The sequence below is a fragment of the Moellerella wisconsensis ATCC 35017 genome (assembly GCF_001294465.1).
In the GTDB taxonomy this organism is placed as follows: Bacteria; Pseudomonadota; Gammaproteobacteria; order Enterobacterales; family Enterobacteriaceae; genus Moellerella; species Moellerella wisconsensis.
In genome coordinates this window covers 129,529-154,910 of the sequence record NZ_LGAA01000026.1, presented here as the reverse complement: position 1 = coordinate 154,910, position 25,382 = coordinate 129,529, and the positions used below count along the sequence as shown (strand labels likewise).

The following is a 25,382-nucleotide window of genomic DNA, read 5'->3' as shown; positions in this document are numbered from 1 at the left end:
TGGATCTTTTAAGGATCTTAATAAACTTTTCAACTACATAATGAAGAGTCTTATTGATGACTATCATCACGTAAGTGCATAAACCAGTAAATCAAACCGACTAACAACGTACCACCTATGATATTACCAATAGTAACTGGAATTAGGTTGTCAGAGATAAAATGTCCGATAGTCAAATGAGAAAATTGCTCTGGCGCTGAACCAATCTGGGCCCAAAACTCAGCAGGAGCAAATTCTTTTATGACAATACCTAAAGGGATCATAAACATATTGGCAATACTATGCTCGAAGCCGCTAGCGACAAACATCGCGATAGGCAGAATAAGCACTAATAACTTGTCAGTAAGACTGCGGCCTGAATAGCTCATCCAGACAGCCAAGCAAACCATCATATTGGCTAGAATACCTAAGCAAACGGCTTCAATGAAGGTATGGTGTAACTTGTGATCAGCGGTCTGTAATACATTTAATCCCCACTGACCGTTTGCTGCCGTATATTGGCCCGCGAACCAAATAAGTGCAACAAAGAATAATGCGCCAATCAAATTACCAATATAGACATTAAACCAGTTGAGGAACATTTGTCCCCAAGTAATTCGACCGGTGGCTTTAGATACAATGGTTAATACTGTTGATGTAAATAAATCAGCACCACAAATAACCACCAATATTAAACCGAGAGAGAAACAGATACCGCCAATTAATTTAGTAAATCCGAAAGGAGCGGTAGAGGCACCTGTAGTTGCTGTAATATAGAAAACGAAAGCAATAGAAATAAAAATCCCGGCGGTGAAGGCTGACAAATAAGTAATTGCCGGATGTTTGTTTGCTTTATACACACAAGCATCGTCAGCAACTTTTGCCATGATAGCCGGAGGTAAAAGATTAAAAGGGTTGTCAGCTTTCATACTAACACTCTCTTATAAAGTTAATTAATTATTGTACGCAATTATAGTATCAAAGGGGGGAAAATAGATATTTGACGTGGATCATAAACTCAGCGTAGATTTAAGGATTTTATGTTTAAATTATGTTAAATAAATCTGTAATTTAATGAAAATAAAAGAAAAAATAAATTTTAATATTTGTGTGATTTTTTTAAAATACCCGCTAGTAACATCCTAAAAGTAAAAAATCAGGCTAAAATGTCAGTTTAATGTTATTGATGATTGACTTATTAACCTGATTTTTACTTTATAACAGCTATTTGTTCTTAACCCATTGTATTAGTATGGTTATTTCGCAGCGGTTATTTTTGCTTTTTGTAATTTTTCATAGGCAGCTAATAATGCCTGATGTGCGGGAAGCGAGGATAATTGTTCGTCGATAGCCCATAAGCCATAAAAACAATTCTCACCAGCGATGGCAGATGATGCTGCATCTACGGTATCTGCGCCATACATATGTACAAATGCATCATAATATTGAGCAGGATCTCTTTCATCTTCTTGATTAAGCAGCAATAAAGTATGTAGACAACGGTAATAATTGGCACGTTCAGGGGTAAACACGGAACTATTAAAATCTTGCGTCCATTCAACCCAAATAAGCGCTTGCTCTAAATCACCACCTGCTAATGCTAGCATGGATTTTAATTCTCCGATGCGCAAATTACTCCAGCCATTATCTTTGCCTACTGCCAGACCTAATAATTCACGTACGCGGGTAAAATCATCTAAGCCTTCGTCATCCAGTTGCTCAATAAATGATAAATATTCTTCAGCTGACCATTGGCTCTCTGGCAGACTAATAATCACCTCGCGCAGATGTGCCCCCATGGTATTATTCGCAATATGCAGATCTTCCACAGGATAAATATCGGACATACCAGGCACTAAAATACGGCATGCGTAGACGCCTAAATGAGAGTAATCAGCGATATAAACTTCAGCATCTAACTGATTATAAATAGCCATAAGGGTAGAGAATTCTTCTTGAGTTGTCCCTTTAAATGACCACTCGACAAATGGATAATCAGCCTCTTTTTTAAATAAGTCCCAACTAATTAAACCACTTGAATCAATAAAGTGAGTTTCGAGATTAGTATTATCCGCCACTTCTTCATCGTCAAACGTCGGTGCATTAAACACATCGAGATCTTTTAAACCACGACCCTGTAATAATTCTGTCACTGTACGCTCTAGGGCGACACTAAAATCGGGGTGTGCACCAAACGAAGCGAAGCATGTACCATTGGCTGGATTGAATAAAATCACACAAATAACTGGATATTCGCCCCCTAATGATGCGTCATAGCAGAAAATTGGAAAGCCTTCTTGTTCTAAGGTATTTACCGCTTCTACCACGCTTGGGTATTTATTCATTACTTCAGCAGGGATCAGCGGAAGGCTGATACATTCAGAGATAATACGATTTTTAACATAGCGCTCGAAAATTTCAGATAATCCCTGAACTCGTGCTTCGTTAGCGGTATTTCCCGCTGACATACCGTTTGAAACATATAGATTACCAATGATGTTCATTGGAATATATACCGTTTGATTGTCTGATTGACGCGTGAATGGTAGCGCGCAGATCCCACGTTCGGTATTGCCGGATTGAAAATCAATCAATTGGCTGCCACCTAGGGCATTATCAGGATCGTAAAATTTTAATAAACCTGCGTCTAAAATTCCGTCGGGTAAGCTGTCATCTTCGGTTAAAGGAAACCACTTTTCATTAGGATAATGAACAAATTCACCGTCCGCGATGTTTTTACCTAAATAGAAATCAGCAAAAAAATAATTGGTTGAGAGACGCTCAAAATATTCACCCAAAGCAGAGGCTAATGCGGCTTTTTTAGTGCTGCCTTTACCGTTGGTAAAGCACAGCGAACAGTCACGATCACGAATATGTACTGACCAGACGTTAGGTACAGGATTCAGCCAGGAGGCTTCTTCGATATTAAATCCTAGAGAGTGTAATTTATCTTGAAACGAGGCTATCGAATCTTCGAGGGCGGCATCTTTGCCAGGGATAAATGTTTGAGTCATGTCAGTCACTTGATAATGATGTTTTTAGAAAACCTATGATACGGACTTTTTGTTATTCTCTCTATGCTTTTTACTGTTTAGCCAACAACGTGTTCGATAGCTGTACATGGTTTTAAATATCGCTTTGAATATAATGTGGAATATAGTTTTATTATTTTTTGTACATAATTAATAATCAACTAAATTAAAAGAGAATTTTGCGATTGACTAGTGCTTATTCGCTTGTTTAACCACAATATTAGCGCTAATTAATGCGAATAGAGGGACTGCTGCAAATAATATAAATAGCCAAGCGGCGGCTGATTTAGCGCCATCTATTCCTCCGGGGAGCGAAAGCCCTGCTGAATTAGCGATTAAGCCAGCTATAGATGCACCAAAGGCGGTTGAAAATAGTTGTAGTGTAGTTATCGCCGCAGAGGCTTTATCCGCATCTTGTTGACGTGAAACAGTTAATATCCGCGTCAGTAAATGGGGCCATGCCATTCCTATTCCGCTGCCAGCAAAAAATAATGCGAGGCAAATTATTATTAATTGATAATTTTCTAGCTCAATAATATTCGTGATAAACAGCGCGAGAATAACTAAGGCAAATAGTGTGAGTGTAGGGCCACGGCAGATTAATTTGCGGGCGATTACTGGCGTTACTCCGGAGGCTAAAATCGCGCTAGAAGACCAACCGGCTCCGACTAATGCCGCGAGATATCCCGAGGCTAAGGGAGGAACATCATGCAGAACTTGTAAAAAATAAGGAACAAAAACTTCTGTTTGTACGCTAAAACCTAATAACGCCATGGTCAAATAAATTGGCGCTAAAGGAGCGGATAGCCGAAAAGTATCTTGTGGAAATAAGCAGTTTACTCCTCTTTTTTCAAGATTGACTAGGGCATAACATAATGTACAAGCGGCCATAAGTCCTAAAATGGGCACCCATATTTTTTGGCTGAGACTGCCGAGAGAAATAGCCAAAACCGCCATCGAAAGCAGCAATAATTGGCGATAGGGAATTTTTTCTAGCACGGTGCTGCGATGATTTTGATTAGGCAATACACGCCATGTAAGATACATATAGGGCAGCCCAACGATAGCTAGACACCAAAATGCCCCGCGCCAAAGAGTATATTCTGCAAAAAAACCACCTAATGCTGGCCCCAAAAGTGTTGCCATTCCCCACATACTCGACATCATTGCCAGTACCCTTGACCAGAGATATTGAGGGAAAACAAGATGAACCATGGAATAAGATAAGGTGAGTAAAATTCCTCCGCCAGCGCCTTGAATTATACGTCCTAGTAACATGAGTAGCATCGAGGGGGTGAGGGCACAAATAATCGTGCCGGTAATAAAAATCAGTGTTGCGATAAGATAACTTTTTCTCGGACCGAGGCGGGATAAAATTCGAGAAGTCAGAGCCGAGAGAATAATGGATGACAGAATAAACAGTGTGGTGTTCCAAGCATAAAAGTCTAGGCCGCCAATATCACGTACTACGGAAGGTAAAGTCGTAATAGTGATGTAGACATTGACCGCATGCAGAACGATCCCTCCGGTTAGCGCCAAGATGAACCAAAGATATTGACCTGTAAGTAATGTGCTCCAACCGCCATGATTGGGTTGTTCCGTTTGACTCATTCATTCATCCTTCAACAATCAATTAGCGCGATATTTATGATGAGAAATCAATGAGTCGCTATTGATATCATCGTATTCTCATTTCGCTTACTTTGTTCTGTTTGTTGTTTCTGCGTTTAGTCTTTGGGGGATCGTTCTTAGATACGGGTTCTTTTGAACGTTAATTTTTGATAGTTAGTCTTTGAAAACTGATTGTTTAAGCGGTCTTTTAATGTGATTTTTGATACTAGAGATTAGTGTAATATTACGTCGAGTGATTATCAAATTTATTGGTTAGAGAATGCAAATACGAGGCAAAATAAAATCCGCATGTGGTTTGCACATACGGATTTCAGAGGAAATTGACTAGAATAATTGCTCCGTAGCGTTTTGGTTACTTACTGGACATTAAAAGTAATGCATATGACTAAAACAGATCATAACCAGAGCACAAAACACCGATATAGCCAAGTTATACGGCAAGCTATAGGATGAAGTTACAGAGCCAATAAAAAGATACTATTATTCACCTTTCGCTTCATGAGCATCATTGTTATCACGGCAATCACCATCAGCACAATGACCATACAGGTATAGGCTGTGGTTTGATAATTTAATTCCGTGACGCGCCGCGATATTTTTCTGACGAGTCTCAATTGATTCATCAGTAAATTCAATAACTTTGCCACAATCAAGGCAGATAAGATGGTCATGATGATGCTGCTGTGTTAGTTCGAAGACAGATTTACCACCTTCAAAATTATGGCGAGTCACAATACCAGCATCGTCAAATTGGTTTAATACACGGTACACTGTTGCGAGGCCAATCTCTTCGCCTAAATCAATCAGCTTTTTATAGAGATCTTCCGCACTGACATGATGGCACTCAGGATCTTGAAGCACTTCCAGTATCTTCAAGCGTGGAAGTGTAACTTTCAGCCCAGCATTCTTTAATGCTTTATTGTTGTCGGTCATGCGGATTTATCCTGTAACTTTATTCATGAATTTAATAATAACTAAACATAATTAACAGAAAAAAGAGATTTCTATTAAACGATTTCACAATTATAGGCTTAGTGAGAGTAAATAGAAACCAATCATGTCTCATTATTACCATATACCCAACATCATATAAATTGCAGTCGCCGTGTTTATTGAATCAATTTTTAGGTTATATTTTCGCGTTCTATCTATGTTTACGATGCTATTTATTGGTCGTTAGTGACATTATTTGCTGCATATCGCGCCAAAATAAACGTTAGATAGTTGAAAAAATAGCCAACTGCGACTCATGTTTACTGTAGTTCATCTACAGTTAAAATTATGTTGAGTAACTTTCTGCTCAGCCACATGTGTGTTTAGCCACATGTGATATTAACCAATAATTTCAGAGAGAGACATCTCGTCAGAAATTTGTTTAACCCATGCATCCACTCGCTCTTCAGTGAGTTCAGGTTGCCGGTCTTCATCAATGGCTAAACCGATAAAATGACTATCATCCGCCAGTCCTTTAGAGGCTTCGAAGTGATAGCCTTCAGTTGGCCAATGACCAACAATAACAGCGCCTCTTGGTTCAATAATGTCACGAATAGTGCCCATTGCATCGCAGAAATATTCCGCATAATCTTCTTGGTCACCACAACCGAAAAGAGCGACTAATTTACCCTCGAAATCAATTTCTTCGAGCGTAGGGAAAAAGTCATCCCAATCACACTGAGCTTCACCATAATACCAGGTTGGAATACCCAGTAGCAGGATATCAAATTCAGCGATATCTTCTTTGCTGCTTTTTGCGATATCGTGAACTTCTGCCACATCTTTACCCAGTTTTTGCTGGATCATTTTGGCAATATTTTCTGTATTACCTGTGTCACTACCGAAGAAAATACCTACGATTGCCATAAAGTGAGTCAACCTCTTCTGTTTCTGTCAGGGCTGTCAGTCAGTTTCTGACGCCAAATTTGTGCTGAATGATTACCATTAATGATAGCATTATGCTTTCTATTTTGGCCAAACTATCAGGATAAATCTGTCAAATTTGTGTGGTTAGCATTGTGGATGATGACGTTTAATCTTTCGCCGGCAGAAGTGACTGCTCAAGCTGAGCCATCAATATCTGTTCGATAAGTTCACTGCGACTGATGTTCTGTTGCTCTGCCAATTGGTTCAGTATTGCAACGGCGTCTTCATTTAATTTTAGTTCAACCCGACGTAATCCTTTGACTTTATCTCGTCTTAATTGATTGCGTTTGTTGATTTTTAATTGTTCATCCCGTGATAACGGGCTTGTCTTCGGTCGCCCAGGCCTACGTTCGTTCGCGAACAAATCAAGAGTGGTGCGATCAGTTTGTTCTTTTGCCATATCTAGTAAGTGTTAAAGGGCGAGTACCAAGGATCCAGCGCGCAATCATACCTTAGCTGCCTGCATATCGCTACTATTGCGGAGCGATGAAGCGCTGTTATCGATTAAAATATCAGCGCTTATTTAAAAAAATATCCCGAGCGAATAAAAAAACAGCAACTTCTAACTACTGATACTAATTAACGGGTTTGCTGTTGCCATAATTGCGCATATAAGCCTTGTTGTTGTAGCAAATTATGATGATTATCAAACTCGACAATCTCGCCATTATGGATAACGCAAATTCTGTCGGTATACCGTAGAGTATTTAGCCGATGTGCGATACTAATTACGGTTCTACCGGTGGTGATTTCTGCCATATTAGTCATAATTGCAGCTTCAGATTCATAATCTAAAGTCGATGTAATTGTGATTGCTGGATGTGTGAATTTAACCTTTACATATCAGCCAGTTAAAAGAGTTAGATGTGGCTTTTGACTGGCTTTATTATTCGACTGTGTCGAAATTGTGACGTGCTCACTATATTTGGTTAAATGTTGACCACTGAAATGAGCGTATTTCTGAACCATTTCTAATGTCTCCCATCCTCCCATTTCTTTCAACACCATGAGCGGCGTTCCACTTTGTGCATGCCAACTTGCCCATGTGTGCCTTAGATCATGAAAAGTGAAATCTGTTATGTCTGAGTCAGCTAATGCCTTGTCATAACATTCCCGATAATAACCAGCTCTTTTCATTCCGTTATTGGAGAAAACATAGTCGCCTTCCTTTTCAATGCTATTGAGTATTTCAATGGCAACATCATTTAGAGGAACTGGTCTAGCTTTTCCTGATTTAGCATTATCAGCAGTAACATGGGCTACCCGTCTAGCCACATCAACACTTTTCCATTTCAGAGAAAGGATCTCACTTTTTCTCATCCCTGTTAGGAGTGCTATTGACACAAGATCTCTCATCCACTTAATTTTAATATTAGAAAGGAGTAGCTCAGCTTCCCGCTTTTCTAGCCACCTAACCCTTACAGTCGGCTCTTTCATTCTGGGTATATAGGATGATTTAAGCAACCATCCCATCTTGTGAGCCAACGAAAAAGCACGCATAATAAATGAGCGGTATCTATTTTGCGTAGCGTTGGATAGCTTTCTCTTTGTTTGAGGGTTGTACAGTGGCAAAGAGTGAGCTATCTCATCGCTGGTTATGGTGGATATTTTTCTCCCCCTAAAGATCTGCAGAAAGTAGTCTGCATAAGCAAGTTTTACTTGATATGAGGCTTGACCTTCTGCGTCCTTTAAGGTGAGTAATATCATTTCTTCAAATGACCTATCAGGCAATTTGTCTAACTTCTCCATCTGCCATAGTTCATGTTTTAACTTGTCATGATATTCCTGAGCTTTGACTTTATCCTCCGTGCAAGCAGATTTTCTAATTCTCTCTCCGCTTGGTGTTGCGACGTCAACCCAGTATTTTTTACCTCTTTTGTAGATCGGCATGCTTTTCTCCCACTACCGACTACAGCCAGCCGATAGACATTATTGTCGTTAAACTGCGCCTGTTCAAATTTTTTCAGGCTTTCCTTGTTTGCACGCCAAGATCCACCGACCTTAAACATGTAGTATTTTGATGGCTTTCTATATATGGTGCCTTTTGATAGATTTAATAGCTTTGAGTATTCTTCTACCGTGTAATACGAGTCATTCACTATTAATCTCCTTATCGATATTATTCACATACCAAATAAGCCAAAGTTTAGGCGTGAAATTTTTATGTTTATCTGTGAGTGTTAATTTAAATTTAGGCAGGTATTGATTAAGAATTAAAGTGCTTTGTTTATCGCTGAGTTTCTTGAGTTGTTTTAACTTATTGCGGCATTCGCGGGCTATCTTCCTGCGCCCATTTTCTAGTATTACATCATCCATTTTTTCGTTTATATTGCTCATGATCATCTCCGCAATCTTTGCTGCAATATGCGCTATTAGTTGCCGCTGGTAATTCTTCGCACCAGACGCACATTCCATTTATCGATTTAATTATTGGAGGTCGATTTAACATTGCATTTTTTATATTTAATTCATTAAGTTCATTTGCTGAGTCGATAATATCCATAATTCACCTATGCTATTTTCCATTCATTAATAAATAAACTTCCATGGCAATTCGATAATAATTATCACCAATAATTTCTATGCAGTGATTATTAAATTGACGAGCTGACCAAGTATTATTAACTCGCACCATGCTAATACCATTCTCAATAATAATTGGCATTGCTTGGATAGGATTAGTACATGGAGAGTAAACATAATCATCAACATAAATATTAGGTTCTGCGCCCCAATAATCTAACCTCAATTTCTCAGCAATCTTTTCATTAATCTCGAAGTCAGAGAGTTCGGTGTATTTATTCATTGATAACCTCGCATTCGTAACCTATATAAAAAGAAAATGGCGAATTAAAAACTTCTTTACGGTCACACACACATCCAATGTTAATCATCTCCTCGCCAGATACGTATGCTAGACCATCACTTATTCCTCCATCTATTCTCATGAGATTAGCAGTAATAGGAAATTTTTTAGTGAAGGTAAATCCTTCATGACCACTATAACCACCATCATTTAATAATTTAATTTTCATTCCACACCTCTCCGCACTTAATTTCAACATCCCGCACCTGCATTATTTGCATAGCACGGCTCTCGCATTCTTGCTGTGTGTATATTTGCTCTGTAACAGGCACAGCAGAACCCTGTATTAGCATGAGTAATACATATCCGATTATTTGCATGAATTGTTGCTCTGAATTTTAGGTATAAAAAACCCTGCTAGTGCAGGGTGATGATTATTTCATTTCATTGAGAGATTTGGTTACTTCCCATTCTTTTTTTAAAATAACTTTTATTTCAATAGAAAGTTGCTCTATTTCATTTCTTGTTTTTTTTAAGTTGTTGTCTGTGGTTTTTTTATTTAAATGATTTAAAATATTTTCTAGTTTTGTCTTTACATTTGATGATTCTATAGGTTGACTTCCATCTTTATTGGCAGGTAAAAGCAACTCTAGGTAATTTATCTGACATAATAGTTCATAGTATTTAGATCTATGCTCTATATAAAAAAGTTTAGCATTGGTATCGCGAGATTTTATTAATGATTTTATTTGTATGATGAACTGTAGGTGTCCAATTATTTCTGATGATGTTTTTCTCAAATCATTAATCCAAGCCTGCCTCATTGGCGCAATATTATTTGTTATCATTTGCTGGCGTAGTGCTTTTTTACTTTCATTGATTTTTTTATTCTCATAAAAATACTTGGTAAAAAATCCAATAGCACCACCAATTACCAAACAAACTACACTTATAATTGCCGTTCCCATTGTCACAATATCTTTATCTGTAGCTAAGTGTGATATTTCACTCATTTTTATTGTCCTTAACATAAATTAAAGCAGGAATCATACTCACATCCATGTGACTAATCCACTGTCAAAATGCCTCCTTAACTCGCCTTTTTGAACTCAATCACCCATACCCAATCGTTATTCATCCAGCTATCAATTCCGTATACGCCAATCCATACAGCGGCGAAGTCAGATGTGCATGAATTCAATTTCCCATCGAACCCTTCGGCTTTAGCATCGCTTTCACTGATATCATTTACTTGCTGCAACCAAACATCAGTAATTTCTATTTTCCCTTTGATATTACCGTCCTTGTCTGCAACGTTGATGATGTCGCCAATTTCACCATACGGGCAATCAACATCAACAAACCCATGCCGCCATGCAGAACATACTTGCTCTGATAGTGTGTAACCTTCCTGCCATGCACCTAACTTGCGTAACTCTTCCTCGGTTACTTTTGGTTGTGGCTCAATCGGTCTGCGAGTCTGCGTTTTTCTGCCATCCATGACAGCCGCTAACATTGCGTCGTTAAACTTGATTCTGTCTTTCATCACTCCACCTTTTTAATATTTGCAATTGCTAATTCCATTTTATGACGTGCTGATGAATTAGATGAATGAACAATAATTTCAGGCGGTTTAAATCCGTTTAAGTAAACCTGTTCTTCTATCCACAATAAAACGTCATAGCCTGTACCGCGTTCGTCATCACCTAAATCATGGTCTAGGCTAATTAATTCAACCTCGCCAGTTTCCAGTAATTTAATTGCTTCATCAGGCCAGTAAACACGCACAAATCCTTTTGGTGTTTGGCGTTCATCATCGAGATAGACTTTCATGTTCATTCCTCAGGCTGTACCCACATATCAACAACATCACCCGTGATTTCAGCTATAATCTCTGCCCTTTCATCTTCAGATAATTTTTCCCATTCTGATTCTGTGTAACCAATATCAGTGCTACATGTAGAGCCTTGATTGTTCGTTCTTGCATATAGCAGCATCTGCTTATCCATATTCATTCCTCTTCATTGCATCCCTGCGAGTTAAATTAAGCTGTCCAGCTATATTTGTGCTTTTAATAAATCAATGATTTGTCTAATGCCTTCATTAAGTTCAACGCCTTCGCCTTTGCAATAATCAAAAATCATATCTTTCATCTTGTATTCGTTAATTTTATTTGAATCCAAGAATGGAGAAACACGAACTTCGAATAACATAGCCAGAGTGTTTTTCTCTATTTCTACTTGCTCATCTCTACTCATAGCGTTCCACTGACTCTCGGTAACGCTTAACGAAACACCATTCACTTCATTGCCGAATTCATCGTATGCAGCTAATTTCATTTTTCTTGTCATATCTATCTCCTGTTTGCATCCTTGCACTGAGTCCGTGGGTTGAATTACATGATTAACACGCCATTCCTTAGCGTGATATCATCAGGTGTAACGCCTAACTCTTTTGCTACTTCGTGTTTGAGGGATAGGTATTTCAGCATGAAATTAGGGTCATTAATTTCCTCTACGCTCACCTCTTTGCCAATAAAACTAAATCGACCACTGAAATATGATCCGTGTTGTGTGTAATCGTCATTCAGTAATTCGTCGATTGCCTCTTCATCAATAGTTACTTTTTCCATATCAGTGCCAACAATTAACTTTGGCTCGTAATCAATACTCATGGCTATATCCTTTGGTTAAATCACATAAATAGCGTGGCGTGGGTAGGGGAGGCCGATAGGCGCGAATGGGATATCATCTGAGAAGTCCATCGGTGGTTCGTTGTGCTGAGCTGGTTGCCTTTGCTGTGACTGTTGAAGTTGCCCCCATCCACCTTGTTGCTGTGTTGATTGTGACTGTGGTTTCTTGTCTAGAAACTTCACGATGCCGTCCATGCCCACAGTGACCTCAGTCGAATATTTATCTTGGCCTGATTGGTCTTGCCATTTTCTAGTCCTGAATTTTCCCTTTACAAAAACTAGTGAACCTTTTTTAAGATACTCACCAACGTTTTCAGCTAACTTTCCAAACACAACAACACGTATCCATTCAGTTTTTTCTTTTTGCTCACCAGACTTTTTATCTCTCCATCGTTCAGAGCATCCGATAGACATAGTTGCGATAGCGTCACCGCTAGGTTGGTATCGAATTTCAGGGTCATTACCAAGATGACCAATAATATTTACTTCGTTTAGCACGGCTTACCCCACTGATTGCCAAATTGAACACCTAATTTATTTAAACCCTGATCCATTACTTCAATGAACTCGGGTACGAATTCGTCGAATTCTTTCATCATTTTTTCGTCACGAACGACAGGGAAATATGCGATTTCTTTCCCTGCTGGCATCCGAGGGTCATAGTTTGCAAAGTGCCAGATATCCTTACCTGTAACCCACATGGAATATTGAACTTGAGCCACATATTCCCTTTTCATTGCATCGATTCCATTCAATGCTAAGTCTATAAATACGTCCGTGTTATTTGGGCATTTAAGCTCTAATCCTGAGCCATCACTACAAATTCCGTCCGGTGAGCAAGCTATCCGTAGTTGCTCATCTTTGAATATTATTGGCACTTCCTTTGCCGTTAACCCGGTGTAAAACTCGAATGTCATCCTTGCTTCTAATTCGTAGTTTTTACCCCATTCCAGCGTCCTCGCTGATACTTCCTTGTAAACTCCCGTGCAGACTTCACCAATAAGGGTGTTTAAATATGTTTTCTTTGTGTCTGGCCATTTATTGCCGGACCTTGGTTTAGAGATAACTTTCCATGCCTCTGAGGCGGTTACAACTCCTAACCTGATTGACAACCACTCTTCGCTTCCTTGCTCTACTTTGGTTAAATCGATACCTGTTTTGCTTAGAATGATGTCATTGCTAATCATTTTCCTGTTGCCTTTTTCCTTAGCATGTCAATGATCACATTTGCCTCAAATGCTGTTATCTCAGTAGGGTGTGATATTGTGCGCTTGAATTTTTTGCTAATGAATTCCATAAATGCATCACTCCATTCGCCATCTACCTTGATCATGAGCGCTGTGATTTCATTCATTTGCTGTTCACTAGCGGGAGTAACATCACGAGGCTGTGACCGTTCATTTTTAAAGTCGATGCCTTCACCAGCTTCGGTGTTAACGTAGTCAATGGCTTGGTCTAGTCGTTCTCTGCGAGGCCAGTATTTAGCAGCTTGCTTAACAACAGTTTTCAGTATCATTTGCTCTTCATCTGTAACCCAAGGGCATTTTGCCTTTTTGGATATCCAAGCTTTCCAAGCTGATGACCTATCACGGATTGCATAGATATCTGCAATAGCCATTGTGTGAGTTAAGTAGTCGCCATCTTCTGTTTTGACTACCGTGTAAGCGCCGACTATTTCGCCTCTTTGCTCTTGTGTAGCAAAGGCGTTGTATTCATGGCGAGGTGCGGTATCTATTGAGGTGAGCTGAAAGTTATCATTCTGGCGTACAATACTTGATTGGCACCACTTGATAGCGCCTGACTGCTGGGCTATATGCATTAATCCCATGTAGCTAATATCTAGGCATACTTTCTTATCACGAGGAACTAAGTAAGCTAGTTTTTGCGCTGGGTTTAAGCTAATGCCAATTGCCGCAATATTCATTACAGCACTTCGAACTGAAACAACGTTATTCACAGCGACATTTGCCAGAAAGTCATTATTAGCAAATATCTGCATAGCAAATTCAGACTCCCTTTTAAATGCTATGCTTGGCTCGCTGCATACCTGCTCAAACTCCGTTTTAAGCGGGTTAATAATTTCATATACCTTTTGAACTGCTGTGCTCACAATAGCCTCCTTTCGCTTTTTGCAGCCTCAAAAAAAGCGTTCCATGCTTCATCTGATTCTTGAGTGGTCATTTTCCTTATGACCGATGAGGGAAGGGCATCATAAAACCGCTGAGCCATTTCATTAGTTAGCTCATCATCCTGATTTGCTAGGTGCTCACGGTCTGGAATATTGACGAAATTTTCATACTCTGAAATTCTCATGCTGCCTCCTTGGCCATCTTCGCAATTTCCGTTTGCACCATATCCAATAACTCAGCTAGCGATCCATGCTTAGCTGCATGACTAATTACTTCTTCAAATGGGCTTTCCATAGCCAAAAATAGCGCGTCCGTGTCGCCGGTTACTGCTATTACATCGCGTGATTCGATGATTATTTCACCGTCCTTGGTGTAGGCTCCTCCATGTTTAATTGTTACGGACATAAATGGCTCCTAGTTCAAAAAAGACGGGAGTAAGATAAAAGTCATAACCACTATCGTTGCAAAGTAGAGCTTCCAACTTGGCTCATCTTTTTTTGTCTGACGCTTGCTTGCTATAGATGATCGAGTGGCTTGCGGTTTGCTTGGCTTAACCATGAATCCATCTCGCATTGCACGGTTATATTTCTGATTTGTATGCATGATTAATCCTCACGTATCTTTCGATAGCGATAGTTATTTGGGGTCTGGTGTTGGTGCGGTGGGTTACTTGATTGGTGCTTCTGGCATAGGTTGCCAATGCGTGACTTTTTGGCTTAAATACCATTTCGTATGCATTAGATTTCCGTGTTCATCTCGTCCGTTAGTTATGTCTCCGAAATAGTCATCCACATGAACCATATCCATTCCGCCGTGACCCTCCCAATAAGCTAATACGGAGTAATCACCAAGTTCTGGCTGTCGCTCATCGCAGCGAATCCAGCCGTTATTATCATTTGCCATTTCCTATGTTCCTTATGTGCGTATTCCTCACTATTAATAGCGATATGAATACTATTGATGAATAGTGTTAATATGAGTTATTCTGAAAAACTAACATTGGGCTTATATGGATAATTTAATATGAACTTAACCCCTGAACAGCTTGAAGAAGTCATTCAAAAAGCAGTAGAGAAAGCGATAACTCGATCTTTTATTAAGTATTTGAAGTTCACTATAGGAATACCAGTAATCTTAATTATCGTGCTAGGAGTGTTTGCTTTGTTAGTTCGGCAATAAGCGAGTCATTATGTCCTTATATAAAACCATCGTGATTAAACCACGGTGCAGGCGTGCCTTTAAACTCCATATCACCCCCTAGCCTTTAACATTGCATCTGCATACGTATAAGCAAGTTTTGCATAATAATCAGAAGCCTCTTTAACCGAAGTAAAAGCGACATTACTCGCATCACTATGAGATAAACACCCATTTAGTGCAGCCATAGCGAACTTGTCGCGTAATTCTTCCAGTTGCCACGGTAAATTCTTTTTATCTGTCATACTCCATCCGTTATTAACTAAGGCAACAGTTTCCATTTTGGAAATAGTTGCTCTATCTCCTATCTATTAATCAACTCACCACAGCCCACCGCAATGGACTGTAATTAGTTAACTGTGCCTGCTTTTAACCACGTCAGGCGAGGTGGTTCTCCTGTACCCCTACAGCGAGAAATCGGCTATAATCCACTCACCCCTACAGAATAAGAGATTATCAACCATGCCGAATTGGATTGAGGCAGTGATTGCCTATTTAAAACAAAACACATCATTGAGGTTCAATATGTTTTGGTTGTTATCTTGGTTTGCGTTATTAATATTTACTCCCATTGGGTATATTGAATTTATTAACTCCAAGCTCCTTCAGTGGGACAATCCATATATAGTGTCGTCATTATTTTTTGTTCCAGTGAGTTACTTTATTTCATATTTTGTTAAGTTATTCATTAAGTTATGTATTGACTTAAACAGAGCGTTAACACAAGTAAGATTAAATAAAAAAAAGAAAAACAATATTAATAATGTCACCGACAAGGAAGCTTCGATTATTGCAATCTTTGCTGAAATAGGTCTGGATAGCGAATTGTCTTTTGATTCAATGAATGAAAAAGGTGTCATCGAATTATTTAATAAAGGAATAATCGAACCAATTAGAGGTGACTATATTAACGAGCCTAATTGCAGATATAGGATTACTAGAAATTACCTTAAAGATATAGAATACGCCCTAGTAAATAACACTAAAATACGTAAAGCATATGAAGAGGTAAGGTAAGCCCATCCGTGGGCTTTAAGCTCTCAATTCGGCTCTTAACGTTAGAGCCATAGATATATACATCATGCGAACACTCATGCTTTTCGCTGATTTAGCTCTTTTCTTGTATTCAACATAGTCGCGTTGTAATTCTGCTTTATTTTCCATGGTATACCCCTTGTTTAGGCTCTCGCTGTCACTTCGCCAGACTCTAATAATGTTCCTGACTTACGATATTTAGCTGAGTAAATACTAGAATTTGGCAAGCAGGTATTATCTGCTGAGTCATAAACTTTAGTGCTGCGAACTGAAATTGCTTTTTCAACTCGGCTAATTGGCTTGCGTGTTAGTGATAAGGTAGGGCGTTTTATTTCTTCTACTGATTCGCCATGTATTGCAGTTTTTAATCTTTCAGTTAATGCGTGCGCTTCCTGCAATGCTTTTCTGCGTTCCATTCTGCGTGATCTGGCGTTGTTATAGCCGTGAAAGTTACACATAGTTTTCTCCTTTCAGTTTGCTTTGGTGATTGGTGGTAGGTGCTGATCTCCTACTTTCGGTGTTACGTCATGCGACATGCGACTTACTGAGTTATTGCCGATCCCTATCTTGCTAATCAGCCTTAGCGTTCACCAATCCCAAAACATACTGTCTTTGGTTTGCGCTTTTACAGCGCTATCTGCTTAAAGAGCGAACATCCTGTTTATCTATGGCTCCATGCCTTCGATGTGTTTAAATGTATACGATTAGTAGATGGGTGTAAATACATAATGTAGACTTATTTCTTTATTTAAAGTCAACTATTTGTATTTACAGGCAATTTATTTTCAAAAAATTATTTATCTTGCGAGGAATATCACACTGGCGGGGAATTGCGGGCACAAAAAAGCCCTCGCGGGGAGGGCTTGGGGGGGGTTATTTTATTGAAAAGTTTTGTCCAGAATACCTGGCTAAAAACTCATATATGGTTAGAGTTTTGACGCCATTTTCTTTTGCTGCATTTGGTATTAAAATTCTTTTCTTGGCCCCTGCCTGTTCTTTTTCTTGAGTTATTAGTGACATCTTATGTGTCATAGCATGAGCTATTAAGAACGCGTCAGCCTTAGATATATCTGCAAAATCTTCTTTAGCTTTGTCGTGTACATTTAAGTTTTGCGACCAAACCATCAGCTTTGCATAGTTCCCTATGGATGATGCTTCATCTTCAAAAAAACTATCAGGCACTTCATTTTTAACCCATAAGCATAGCTCATCTTCTTTTCTGATAAGCTCTTTTTTAACTGCGTTGATTGAATATACCAGTCCTGTCTTGTGTAGTTCTAGTATGAAATCCCAAAATTTACGGCAGTAATTAAAGTTATAGTGAAAATATTTAGCTTCAATAAACACATTACTATCAATTAGGAAGCGATCAGAGTTCATCATCTAGACGTCCTTTTCTTATATAACTCTATGACCGTGTCTGCTTTAATATTCAAAATTCTACCAGCTTCTCTAATTGGTAAACTTTGGCTCATTGTTAGAGCAAGAACAGCATCGGTGATTTTATTGCTATTACGATAAGGTATTGTGTAGTATGGAGAGCCGCCATCACTCTTCTTTTCGGCAGAATTATAATTACGAATGCACGCGCGTCTAATCATCACGAACGTTTCGTCATCAATTAGACCAAGGTCTTTAGCTTTTATGGCACATGCGTACTCACTAACCTTGAAAAACTTAGATACATGCCTATTTATATATATGTTCTCTTCGGTGCTATGCGCTTCGCTTTTCCATTTCTTTATATATAGATCGTCAGGCATTAATATATATGCCGCAACTTTATTACAGAAAGCTTCTATTTTGTTTTCATAATCCCAGTCAGATATACCACCTTTACCAATCCAAATATGTGCAACTTCATGGAATAACGTAAATATTTGAGCTGAAAAGGAGTCTGCACCATTAACAAATACTGCAGGAGCTACAGGGTCAACTATAGAAAAGCCTCTAAACTCATCTATGTTTAACTTTCTTTTTGTACTGTTTTTAACTATTCCATTTTTAAACACGAGAATCCCTGCATTCTCGATTAGCTTACTTGCAGCTCCGAAGTAACTATCAAACCTAACTTTTTTTAAAATAGCTTCGATATCAAAGCCAATTACACTTGCTATATCTTTGCTTACAGTCTCAGCATTACTTTTTATGGTGTATTTGCCAATAAAAGGTAGTGGTATATCTGCACCGACGTCCTTCAAATAGTCTTTATACCAGTCTACTTTAAATAAGACATCTTTATATGTTTCAGTGAAATCTCTAGATAACTCAACGTACTCAGGAGACCTTCTAAAATCAGGTATTTCTAACTTTTTCTCAACAGGAGGGTGATCTAAGAAAAGGTAACCAAAAGGAATGCCTGCTAATTTAGCAAGCTTCTCCGCGATTCCTTTAGTTACTTTACCTTCCAAAAAATGATCTTGTTTTTTAGGTGTAAGGTCTTGAGCTAGGCTTAGAGTAGAAACGCCTTGCTTATCTGCTATCCATTCAATAATTTTTGGGGACAACTTTAACTCTATTGTCGCCATATCCTCACCCACTTAAAAAAACACACAAAATATATAGATAAAGTATTAATGCAAAATTAATGTGGGTCAATCAGGTTATACCTATTATTCCAAGTACATCACACCAACCACACCCTAAAACGTGTCGTCAGGCCACTGAGACTTAACCACTTTGCCTATAATCTGGCAGTTGCCATTAATCGGTATCATTTCGAACCGTGGGTTTAATGGCTCCAAATAATCTTGCCCCGACTCTCTAATTAACCGCTTAAATGTAAACTCATCACCATGTAATCGTGCTATACAAAAATCACCGAAGTCTACATCCTGATCGGGGTCAACAAGTATCAGCATTCCTTCAGGGAAGCTAGGGCGACCACCTTGAGGGGCTGTCATTGAGTGACCTTCAACCTCCAGCCAGAATGAGCTATCACTAGCTTTCTTGGCTGTTGGTATCCATGCGATTGCATCTTTTTCTGTATAAGAATTGCTGTTTTCAGTAAATGAGCCAGCCTGCACTTTAGAGAGCAGAGGGTATTCGTAAGTCGGCTCAGCTCTACTGATCGAATCTGCATCAATGCTAATAGTACCATCTTGATTTATGGTTGGGTTATTGATGCCAACATATGCGAGTATTCCGGCAATCTCATTAAATGCCGGCTCCCTCTTTCCTGTCATCCAATGCCCAACAGCACCTTTAGATACCGAAAAATGCTCAGCTAGATGATCGTATGTAATGCCCTTATCTTTCATAAGGGACTTGGCTAGTTCATACCATTTCATTTTCATAACCCAATAATACGATATGTATACATAAATGTAGACAGACAATATGTATACTTTTATGTTGAATTAACGGATACTTTATGTATACTCTCATTGTGAACAATAAGGAGGTTCAGATGAATAATATAAGCCGATATAGAAAAAAACTTGGGCTTACGCAGACAGATTTAGCTAAAGAGCTGGGCTGCACAAAAGGAAACATTAGCCATTATGAAAATGGGCGACGTAAAGCAGACCTTGAAGTATGTAGACAGCTAGTTAGCTTTTTTAATAACAATGGGATTAGCGTCACTATCGATGACATTTTTCCACCAAAAGCAGCATAGATTTAATCGCTCTTTAAATCCCCAGCCCTGAAAAAGGGTATCAATACAAAACTCAACTCACAGGATCGTGAGCAACGGACTAACTGTAACTATTTAATGGAATATAAATTATGGACTACGCAACTACACGCAAGAACTTCAATCAATTTGTATCAAATCACCTAATCGCCACCGCATTACAAGCATTGAGAGCTAAAACTCAGTCTGTAGTGGCTAAAACGTTAGGCGTCCACGACTCAACAATTCTACGCAGAACTGACAAATTTCCTGAGCTATGCGAAACGCTGGCAGCATCGGGGATTAAAGATTTTGTGTTGGAAGGTGAGAGAAAAATATCTGAAGAGGAATATCGCTTTTTATGGAAACAAATCGGCGAGCTTTCTTTGATGAGAACACAAGAAAACGCCCCAGCAGCGGGAACTGTTGAGGCGCATTAATCAAAACTGTTTAACGAGGTAATTATACATGAGAAATAAATTTAATTACAGCGCTGTGCATAAAAACGTCATGCGTGATCGGGCTAATCGCTCGGTCACTGAGCAGGGAGCTAAGGCGCTCAGGTCAGCATTGGAAGATGCAAAATTACGGCTTGAGCATCGTCAGGAAGTCACAGGAGGGAAACAGCATGGGTAACGTTGCATACGCTGATTTTAGCAAACAACAACGGCAAGAGAGGCCTACAGTGGCAGATCTTGATAACGGCTACACCAGAATAGCTAATGAGCTACTGGATGCAATCATGCTTGCTGGGCTTACTAAGCATCAATTACTTATCGTTATGGCCGTATGGAGAAAAACATATGGCTTTAACAAAAAAATGGATTGGGTAAGCAACCCTCAACTAGAAAAGATGACCAGGCTAGATAGCACTAAATGCTCGACAGCTAAAAATCAATTAATCCGCATGAAAGTATTTATCCAGGAAGGCAGAAAAGTTGGAATGAATAAAGATATTTCTGACTGGAATACTGACATTGACCAAAAGAGTAAAACATTTACCGAAACGGTAAAGAAAAGCTTTACCAAAACAGTAAAAGAGGTTTTACCGAAACGGTCAACCACAAAAGACAATATTACAAAAGACAATAAAGACAATATCCCCCTTACCCCCGAGGGGGAAAATATCGCTCTCGAAATTCTTGATTATTACAACCAGCTAACCAATTCCAAGTTCCAATCTACTGCACCAATTTTGAAAGCTCTCAACACAGTTAAATCAAAAGGTGAATGTTATACGCCTGATGAAATAAAACTGGTGATGGAGTATGTGATTAGCACCTGGTCATTTAGACCCACAATTGAAAATATTTTTAGGATGAAACGTTTTGATGGATACCTAGCTGGTGCGCTGAAATGGAAAAGTCGTGACGGGATTAACCCAGTTGATTGCCCACACGATGAGCTGATTAAAATTTGGAATAAATACATCCCTGAGAGAGCGATTGACACCCAGGAGTGGACACCTCGCAGACCTGCATACAAAGACCTGGAAGCTGTTTGGAATGGAAAGACTAACAAAGGCCAGTGGCGAGAGGTTCAGCACATGGATACCTGCTTCAGGCTCATATCTCAATCAAGTTTATTTTCTGGTTTGAGTGAAAAAGGTTGGTTGACCCTGGATTGGATCTTAACCCCTGCTAGATGGTCGCAAACCTACGAGCAAGCTAAACGCGAATACTCAGAGCGTAAAAAAGGAATTTAACATGAACAACAAGTTTTGTGATTTATACGCTGAAAAGTCAGTGATTGGCGGCATTTTAAATGCATCTGGTGAATATGGGGATATGGCTGTAAGTGCGATTGAAACCCTGTCAGAAGACGACTTCACATCGGTTAGTAATAAGTTAATCCTTCGAGCTATGAAGCGAATGAACCAAGCAGGTGCAAAGATAGACCTGATAATGGTTAACAGTGAGCTTGAGCAAGTTGGTGATAGCAAAAATAGTGGTGGTTTTTCATATTTAGCAGAATGCGCTAAAGACTTACCAAGCATCCAGATGCTGCCTGGATATGTCGAAAAAGTTAAGCAGCTATCACTGGCCAGGGGAACGATTTCAATTCTTCAAAGTGGTATATCCAGGATAAACGAAGCCGGAGTAACTCACGTTCACGATATTGCTGGGCAAATCCAGGAAGAAATATCAAGCGTTAGCAATGATCAGGCTACGGAAACTCAGCATATTATGACAGGAGTTGAGGAGTCGCTAGAGATTATCGAATCAATGATTAATGGTGATATCTGGAAGTATAAAACTGAGTTCGGGATGGAAAACATCGATAAGGCTTTCTGGGGTTTCAATAACACGGATCTCATTGTGATTGGTGGTCGTCCAGGAATGGGTAAAACAATGATGAGTACAGCTATAACGAAGTCTGTAGCACTTAAAAATCATAAGCCAGTCATGTTTTACAGCCTAGAAATGCCAGCCTGGCAGATATCTGAGAGAGTTGCTTTTCATCATGCTGGAGTTGATAAGGAATCTCTTTTGGGGAAAGAAAAATCAAAAATGCACATGGATGAAGCCTGGGCAAGATTATCCGGATCGCTAGCAGAGATTAAGGACTCGCCAATTTACATCAATGACAAGCCATCCTTGAGTATTCATGAAATCAGAGCTGACGCCAGGAGAATGCACAAAAAGACGGGCGGTCTAGGGGTGATCATCGTGGACTACCTACAGAAGATGAAAATGACTAACCCTGAAAACATGAATCAATCGGTAGGTGAAATTGCAACGGGACTAAAGAACCTGGCTAAAGAATTAAAATGCCCGGTTGTCGCCCTGGCACAATTAAACCGCAACCTTGAGCAGCGGACGAATAAACGCCCTGGAAACTCAGACTTGAGAGAATCTGGAGTAATCGAGCAGGAGGCTGATGTTATTTTCATGATTTATCGAGATGAAAAATACAATCCGGGCACTGAAATGAAGGGCGTAACAGAGGTTATTTGCACAAAGTCACGTCACGCACCAGGGGCAGAAAAAACCTATTACTTCACTCACACCCGAGGCGGCCTAGACCAAACTGATTTATCGCGGAGCGTGCTAGATCGTTACCAGGATGCAGACATCGAGTGTTAACACACCAAATCATAAGGACTTCTAGATGAAATCATTTTACATGATATGCACCCGTGACACGGTGGGTAGCAACGCATCATTTCATTGCAAGGACGGCAAAGGTTATGCCACTGATATCGATAAGGCTCATATATACACGTTAGAGGAAGCGCAGAAGGCGTGGGAGCACGGAAGAAGTATTGACCAGCCTGTATGCACTGAAAGTGTTCTATCACTTGCTGAATATCACGTCGATTGTCAGTACATACCGCGCGAGACAGTAATTCAGGAAGGCTGCACTAGTTATGTTGGCTACGTGAAAGGAGATTGGGACGGTAATGATGTTTACTGGCTGAATGACCGCGGATACCCATCAACAAACTTTTCAATAGCTAAGCGATTCACCACTCCAGATTTAACGATGGATAACATTGTCTGGCTACCGTTAGATATTGCTGATGCACAGAAAAGACGAACATTCCGATTAGCTAACTTCAATGCTCGTTCAATGGTGCAAAGTGCAGGCTTGCGCGTTCCTGAGTGGCTTAAAAAGCAACGTAGACGCAAAGGCAATAGCGGAAAAACACGATGGAACTGTCCGTGCTGCGGGAAAATTAGCTGGCAATATGACCCTTATACATTTAGCGGCTGTCTTGATATTTACTGTCGAGAATATAGACCTATTTACGAGTGGGATAAATAATGAAAACCAAGCAAACCAAGATGAAGCTAGAACTTTATAAGCTTGAAAAAGATTGCAGATTGAAACGATTTAAAGTCACTCACCACAACGGCGTCACCACTCTTGAGCAAGATTTGACGGTAAAAAAAGACAAATTTGGTCGGTTTGAAGTTGACATAAGCAATGATGATTTTCCAAGTATCGGCAACGAACTTGAAGCAATTTTGAAATACGCCGACTGGCTAGAACGAATGGGGATAGCAATTCGCAGAGAAGCTAAGCTGGCAATTAAGCGAGGTATTGAGTGATGAAAGTTTTAAATTTCAAGAATCAAACAGATCGCGGGGAGCATCTAATGCAGGGAACTAATTGGGTTAAGGTGAGCGAGGAATTGCCTAACGATTACGCAGTAGTTTTGACTAAAAACAATGGTGCAAATGCTAGAGCTATATTTATCTACGATGAGCAGGAAAAGCCAACTTTTATTCACTTTAGTCGAAACGGGAAAAGCAGAATACTGAGCAATGTAACTGATTGGTGCTCACCACCAATGCCAGAGGGTGAATGATGAAGCCAATTAGTGATGAGTATATAAAATTACTCGGGCGTCAAATGAAGCAACGAGCACTTCAAGTCAAGAAACCAACCAAAAAAGAAATGTTAATTTTCTACTTCAAAATAATCACTTACCCAATAGCGGTAGTCATAGCGGCTTTAGTTATTGAGGGGAAACTATGACCGAACTTAAGAAATGCCCTGAATGTAAATCAACAAAAGTTGGTGTCGCTAGAAAACTAAAATTCCCAATGTGGTTTGTAATTTGCCATTGTTGTACGCATCGAGGCATGGCGCAGCCATCGTGGGATGAAGCCATAGCAGCATGGAACAGGAGAGCTAACAGTGAGTGACCCAATAACATTGATGTACAAAATCAGCATGAACCTATTTTGCGGGTTAGGCTTTGCAATGGCATTTATCATGCTGAAGGTATTTGACGGGGATAATAACTGGTTCGTTATCATAATGAAGGTTATATCAGCGGCAGCGATAATTCTCTGGTTAATATCCATGGCTTATATTTGTTTTTTCTTATTCAACAACGTGTTTCTAAAAAATTGAATAGGAGGTTAACTTGGAGAAAGCCACAAAGTTTCTTCTAAGAAATAAACGAATACGAGATAACCTGATAGCAGCACTACACGCCTTACCCCTCAACGAAGAATTCCCCCTAGAAGTAAAAATATCAGAATCCAGCCGAACACTACCGCAGAACGATATGTTTCATGCGCTATGTGGTGATGTATCAAAGCAAATGACACTCAACAATGAACCACTGAAATTATGGCAGTGGAAGAATGTCTTTGTGTCTGGTCACTGGATGGTTACGACAGGGGCGAAAGAGTCACCGTTAATTCGTGGTATCGAAGGTGAGCTATTAAACATACGTGAGAGCACGTCTCAGATGGGCAAGAAGCGCATGAGTAGCTTAATTGAATACTCGACAGCTTGGGCGGTAGAAAGTGGCGTAAAGCTGCGCACAACTCGTTATGAATACAACTACTACGGGCACAGGGAATAACTCAAGGAGCAGCAAGAG

At 39.5% G+C, this 25,382-nt stretch carries 41 protein-coding genes and 1 pseudogene; 12 read left to right on the top strand and 30 right to left on the bottom strand.

The window, feature by feature from the left end:
* Positions 1–50: 50 nt before the first annotated feature.
* From focA to M992_RS12585, 25 genes and pseudogenes are all read right to left on the bottom strand, one after another.
* Positions 51–908 carry a formate transporter FocA gene (gene focA / locus M992_RS12705; RefSeq protein WP_047256703.1) on the bottom strand — a complete coding sequence of 286 codons (858 nt, stop codon included), beginning with the start codon at positions 906–908 and terminating at the stop codon, positions 51–53.
* A gap of 327 nt (positions 909–1,235) precedes the next feature.
* On the bottom strand, positions 1,236–2,993 hold the full coding sequence (gene ycaO / locus M992_RS12700) for a 30S ribosomal protein S12 methylthiotransferase accessory factor YcaO (protein WP_053908941.1): 1,758 nt from the start codon (positions 2,991–2,993) through the stop codon (positions 1,236–1,238).
* 207 nt (positions 2,994–3,200) lie between these two features.
* Positions 3,201–4,622, bottom strand: a complete 1,422-nt coding sequence (locus M992_RS12695; RefSeq protein ID WP_053908940.1) for an MFS transporter — start codon at positions 4,620–4,622, stop codon at positions 3,201–3,203.
* 501 nt (positions 4,623–5,123) lie between these two features.
* Positions 5,124–5,576: a ferric iron uptake transcriptional regulator gene (gene fur, locus M992_RS12690; protein ID WP_053908939.1), complete on the bottom strand. Its 453-nt coding sequence runs from the start codon at positions 5,574–5,576 to the stop codon at positions 5,124–5,126.
* 399 nt (positions 5,577–5,975) lie between these two features.
* Positions 5,976–6,503: a flavodoxin FldA gene (fldA, locus tag M992_RS12685; protein ID WP_047256707.1), complete on the bottom strand. Its 528-nt coding sequence runs from the start codon at positions 6,501–6,503 to the stop codon at positions 5,976–5,978.
* A gap of 166 nt (positions 6,504–6,669) precedes the next feature.
* On the bottom strand, positions 6,670–6,963 hold the full coding sequence (gene ybfE / locus M992_RS12680; RefSeq protein ID WP_047256708.1) for a LexA regulated protein: 294 nt from the start codon (positions 6,961–6,963) through the stop codon (positions 6,670–6,672).
* Positions 6,964–7,142: 179 nt separating this feature from the next.
* A pseudogene (locus M992_RS12675) lies at positions 7,143–7,367 on the bottom strand (type I secretion system permease/ATPase); the annotation flags it as partial.
* A 39-nt stretch (positions 7,368–7,406) separates the two neighbouring features.
* Positions 7,407–8,453, bottom strand: a complete 1,047-nt coding sequence (locus tag M992_RS12670; protein WP_053908937.1) for a tyrosine-type recombinase/integrase — start codon at positions 8,451–8,453, stop codon at positions 7,407–7,409.
* Positions 8,454–8,654: 201 nt separating this feature from the next.
* Positions 8,655–8,900 carry a hypothetical protein gene (locus M992_RS12665; RefSeq protein WP_053908936.1) on the bottom strand — a complete coding sequence of 82 codons (246 nt, stop codon included), beginning with the start codon at positions 8,898–8,900 and terminating at the stop codon, positions 8,655–8,657.
* Positions 8,872–9,066: a hypothetical protein gene (locus tag M992_RS12660; RefSeq protein WP_047256712.1), complete on the bottom strand. Its 195-nt coding sequence runs from the start codon at positions 9,064–9,066 to the stop codon at positions 8,872–8,874. Before M992_RS12660 ends, M992_RS12665 begins: the two co-directional genes overlap by 29 nt.
* 12 nt (positions 9,067–9,078) lie before the next feature.
* Positions 9,079–9,369: a phage protein NinX family protein gene (locus M992_RS12655; RefSeq protein WP_053908935.1), complete on the bottom strand. Its 291-nt coding sequence runs from the start codon at positions 9,367–9,369 to the stop codon at positions 9,079–9,081.
* Positions 9,362–9,598 (bottom strand): hypothetical protein, encoded by a 237-nt coding sequence (locus M992_RS12650; protein ID WP_053908934.1) that lies wholly within the window; start codon positions 9,596–9,598, stop codon positions 9,362–9,364. The genes M992_RS12655 and M992_RS12650 overlap by 8 nt, the downstream gene beginning before the upstream one ends.
* A 205-nt stretch (positions 9,599–9,803) precedes the next feature.
* Complete coding sequence (locus M992_RS12645; RefSeq protein ID WP_053908933.1) at positions 9,804–10,382, bottom strand: hypothetical protein; 579 nt, start codon at positions 10,380–10,382, stop codon at positions 9,804–9,806.
* A gap of 77 nt (positions 10,383–10,459) precedes the next feature.
* Positions 10,460–10,915 (bottom strand): ASCH domain-containing protein, encoded by a 456-nt coding sequence (locus M992_RS12640; protein WP_053908932.1) that lies wholly within the window; start codon positions 10,913–10,915, stop codon positions 10,460–10,462.
* Positions 10,915–11,202, bottom strand: a complete 288-nt coding sequence (locus M992_RS12635) for a cyclic-phosphate processing receiver domain-containing protein (RefSeq protein ID WP_047256720.1) — start codon at positions 11,200–11,202, stop codon at positions 10,915–10,917. The genes M992_RS12640 and M992_RS12635 overlap by 1 nt, the downstream gene beginning before the upstream one ends.
* Before the next feature lie 2 nt (positions 11,203–11,204).
* Positions 11,205–11,378: a DUF7167 family protein gene (locus tag M992_RS15150; RefSeq protein ID WP_156317263.1), complete on the bottom strand. Its 174-nt coding sequence runs from the start codon at positions 11,376–11,378 to the stop codon at positions 11,205–11,207.
* Positions 11,379–11,426: 48 nt separating this feature from the next.
* A complete protein-coding gene (locus M992_RS12630; protein WP_053908931.1) occupies positions 11,427–11,720 on the bottom strand; it encodes a hypothetical protein in 294 nt (97 codons plus the stop codon).
* A gap of 44 nt (positions 11,721–11,764) precedes the next feature.
* On the bottom strand, positions 11,765–12,043 hold the full coding sequence (locus tag M992_RS12625; RefSeq protein WP_053908930.1) for a hypothetical protein: 279 nt from the start codon (positions 12,041–12,043) through the stop codon (positions 11,765–11,767).
* 15 nt (positions 12,044–12,058) lie between these two features.
* Complete coding sequence (ssb, locus tag M992_RS12620) at positions 12,059–12,559, bottom strand: single-stranded DNA-binding protein (RefSeq protein WP_053908929.1); 501 nt, start codon at positions 12,557–12,559, stop codon at positions 12,059–12,061.
* Entirely contained in the window at positions 12,553–13,248 is a 696-nt protein-coding gene (locus M992_RS12615; protein ID WP_082335441.1) for a lambda exonuclease family protein, read from the bottom strand. The genes ssb and M992_RS12615 overlap by 7 nt, the downstream gene beginning before the upstream one ends.
* Positions 13,245–14,171, bottom strand: a complete 927-nt coding sequence (locus tag M992_RS12610) for a recombinase RecT (protein WP_082335440.1) — start codon at positions 14,169–14,171, stop codon at positions 13,245–13,247. Before M992_RS12610 ends, M992_RS12615 begins: the two co-directional genes overlap by 4 nt.
* Positions 14,168–14,374: a hypothetical protein gene (locus tag M992_RS12605; protein ID WP_053908927.1), complete on the bottom strand. Its 207-nt coding sequence runs from the start codon at positions 14,372–14,374 to the stop codon at positions 14,168–14,170. The genes M992_RS12610 and M992_RS12605 overlap by 4 nt, the downstream gene beginning before the upstream one ends.
* Positions 14,371–14,595 carry a hypothetical protein gene (locus tag M992_RS12600; protein WP_053908926.1) on the bottom strand — a complete coding sequence of 75 codons (225 nt, stop codon included), beginning with the start codon at positions 14,593–14,595 and terminating at the stop codon, positions 14,371–14,373. The genes M992_RS12605 and M992_RS12600 overlap by 4 nt, the downstream gene beginning before the upstream one ends.
* 261 nt (positions 14,596–14,856) lie before the next feature.
* On the bottom strand, positions 14,857–15,093 hold the full coding sequence (locus tag M992_RS12590; RefSeq protein WP_053908925.1) for a DUF551 domain-containing protein: 237 nt from the start codon (positions 15,091–15,093) through the stop codon (positions 14,857–14,859).
* Between the two features lie 347 nt (positions 15,094–15,440).
* Positions 15,441–15,632 carry a hypothetical protein gene (locus M992_RS12585; protein ID WP_147638188.1) on the bottom strand — a complete coding sequence of 64 codons (192 nt, stop codon included), beginning with the start codon at positions 15,630–15,632 and terminating at the stop codon, positions 15,441–15,443.
* 217 nt (positions 15,633–15,849) lie between these two features.
* Here M992_RS12585 and M992_RS12580 point away from each other — a divergent pair, with 217 nt between their 5' ends.
* Positions 15,850–16,404, top strand: a complete 555-nt coding sequence (locus tag M992_RS12580; RefSeq protein ID WP_053908923.1) for a super-infection exclusion protein B — start codon at positions 15,850–15,852, stop codon at positions 16,402–16,404.
* Positions 16,405–16,419: 15 nt separating this feature from the next.
* On the opposite strand, the gene M992_RS15560 is transcribed toward M992_RS12580, so the two are convergent.
* The 5 genes from M992_RS15560 to M992_RS12560 form a co-directional block, all read right to left on the bottom strand.
* Positions 16,420–16,551: a hypothetical protein gene (locus M992_RS15560; RefSeq protein WP_255314233.1), complete on the bottom strand. Its 132-nt coding sequence runs from the start codon at positions 16,549–16,551 to the stop codon at positions 16,420–16,422.
* 14 nt (positions 16,552–16,565) lie between these two features.
* A complete protein-coding gene (locus M992_RS14830) occupies positions 16,566–16,880 on the bottom strand; it encodes a transcriptional antitermination N peptide (RefSeq protein WP_167308885.1) in 315 nt (104 codons plus the stop codon).
* Between the two features lie 415 nt (positions 16,881–17,295).
* On the bottom strand, positions 17,296–17,805 hold the full coding sequence (locus tag M992_RS12570; protein ID WP_053908922.1) for a DUF4411 family protein: 510 nt from the start codon (positions 17,803–17,805) through the stop codon (positions 17,296–17,298).
* Entirely contained in the window at positions 17,802–18,950 is a 1,149-nt protein-coding gene (locus tag M992_RS12565) for an ImmA/IrrE family metallo-endopeptidase (protein WP_053908921.1), read from the bottom strand. The genes M992_RS12570 and M992_RS12565 overlap by 4 nt, the downstream gene beginning before the upstream one ends.
* 114 nt (positions 18,951–19,064) lie before the next feature.
* Positions 19,065–19,712 carry a LexA family protein gene (locus M992_RS12560; protein WP_053908920.1) on the bottom strand — a complete coding sequence of 216 codons (648 nt, stop codon included), beginning with the start codon at positions 19,710–19,712 and terminating at the stop codon, positions 19,065–19,067.
* A gap of 119 nt (positions 19,713–19,831) precedes the next feature.
* Between M992_RS12560 and M992_RS12555 the strand changes: the two genes are divergently transcribed.
* From M992_RS12555 to M992_RS12515, 11 genes are all read left to right on the top strand, one after another.
* Entirely contained in the window at positions 19,832–20,041 is a 210-nt protein-coding gene (locus M992_RS12555) for a helix-turn-helix transcriptional regulator (protein ID WP_053909092.1), read from the top strand.
* A 110-nt stretch (positions 20,042–20,151) separates the two neighbouring features.
* Positions 20,152–20,478 carry a hypothetical protein gene (locus M992_RS12550; protein ID WP_053908919.1) on the top strand — a complete coding sequence of 109 codons (327 nt, stop codon included), beginning with the start codon at positions 20,152–20,154 and terminating at the stop codon, positions 20,476–20,478.
* A 28-nt stretch (positions 20,479–20,506) separates the two neighbouring features.
* Positions 20,507–20,674 carry a hypothetical protein gene (locus tag M992_RS15310; RefSeq protein ID WP_169774238.1) on the top strand — a complete coding sequence of 56 codons (168 nt, stop codon included), beginning with the start codon at positions 20,507–20,509 and terminating at the stop codon, positions 20,672–20,674.
* The gene (locus tag M992_RS12545) at positions 20,667–21,743 is read left to right on the top strand and encodes a replication protein (RefSeq protein ID WP_053908918.1); all 1,077 of its coding nucleotides are present in this window, start codon (positions 20,667–20,669) and stop codon (positions 21,741–21,743) included. The genes M992_RS15310 and M992_RS12545 overlap by 8 nt, the downstream gene beginning before the upstream one ends.
* A gap of 1 nt (position 21,744) precedes the next feature.
* Positions 21,745–23,124 (top strand): replicative DNA helicase, encoded by a 1,380-nt coding sequence (locus M992_RS12540; RefSeq protein WP_053908917.1) that lies wholly within the window; start codon positions 21,745–21,747, stop codon positions 23,122–23,124.
* Positions 23,125–23,149: 25 nt separating this feature from the next.
* Positions 23,150–23,806, top strand: a complete 657-nt coding sequence (locus tag M992_RS12535; RefSeq protein WP_053908916.1) for a hypothetical protein — start codon at positions 23,150–23,152, stop codon at positions 23,804–23,806.
* On the top strand, positions 23,806–24,093 hold the full coding sequence (locus tag M992_RS12530; protein ID WP_053908915.1) for a hypothetical protein: 288 nt from the start codon (positions 23,806–23,808) through the stop codon (positions 24,091–24,093). Before M992_RS12535 ends, M992_RS12530 begins: the two co-directional genes overlap by 1 nt.
* Positions 24,093–24,353, top strand: a complete 261-nt coding sequence (locus tag M992_RS12525) for a hypothetical protein (protein WP_053908914.1) — start codon at positions 24,093–24,095, stop codon at positions 24,351–24,353. Before M992_RS12530 ends, M992_RS12525 begins: the two co-directional genes overlap by 1 nt.
* A complete protein-coding gene (locus tag M992_RS15145; protein WP_156317262.1) occupies positions 24,350–24,523 on the top strand; it encodes a hypothetical protein in 174 nt (57 codons plus the stop codon). The genes M992_RS12525 and M992_RS15145 overlap by 4 nt, the downstream gene beginning before the upstream one ends.
* Positions 24,520–24,693, top strand: coding sequence for a Lar family restriction alleviation protein (locus M992_RS15140; protein WP_134473729.1), 174 nt, complete (start codon positions 24,520–24,522; stop codon positions 24,691–24,693). Before M992_RS15145 ends, M992_RS15140 begins: the two co-directional genes overlap by 4 nt.
* Positions 24,694–24,917: 224 nt before the next feature.
* Positions 24,918–25,364, top strand: coding sequence for a recombination protein NinB (locus tag M992_RS12515; protein WP_053908912.1), 447 nt, complete (start codon positions 24,918–24,920; stop codon positions 25,362–25,364).
* Positions 25,365–25,382 lie beyond the last annotated feature (18 nt).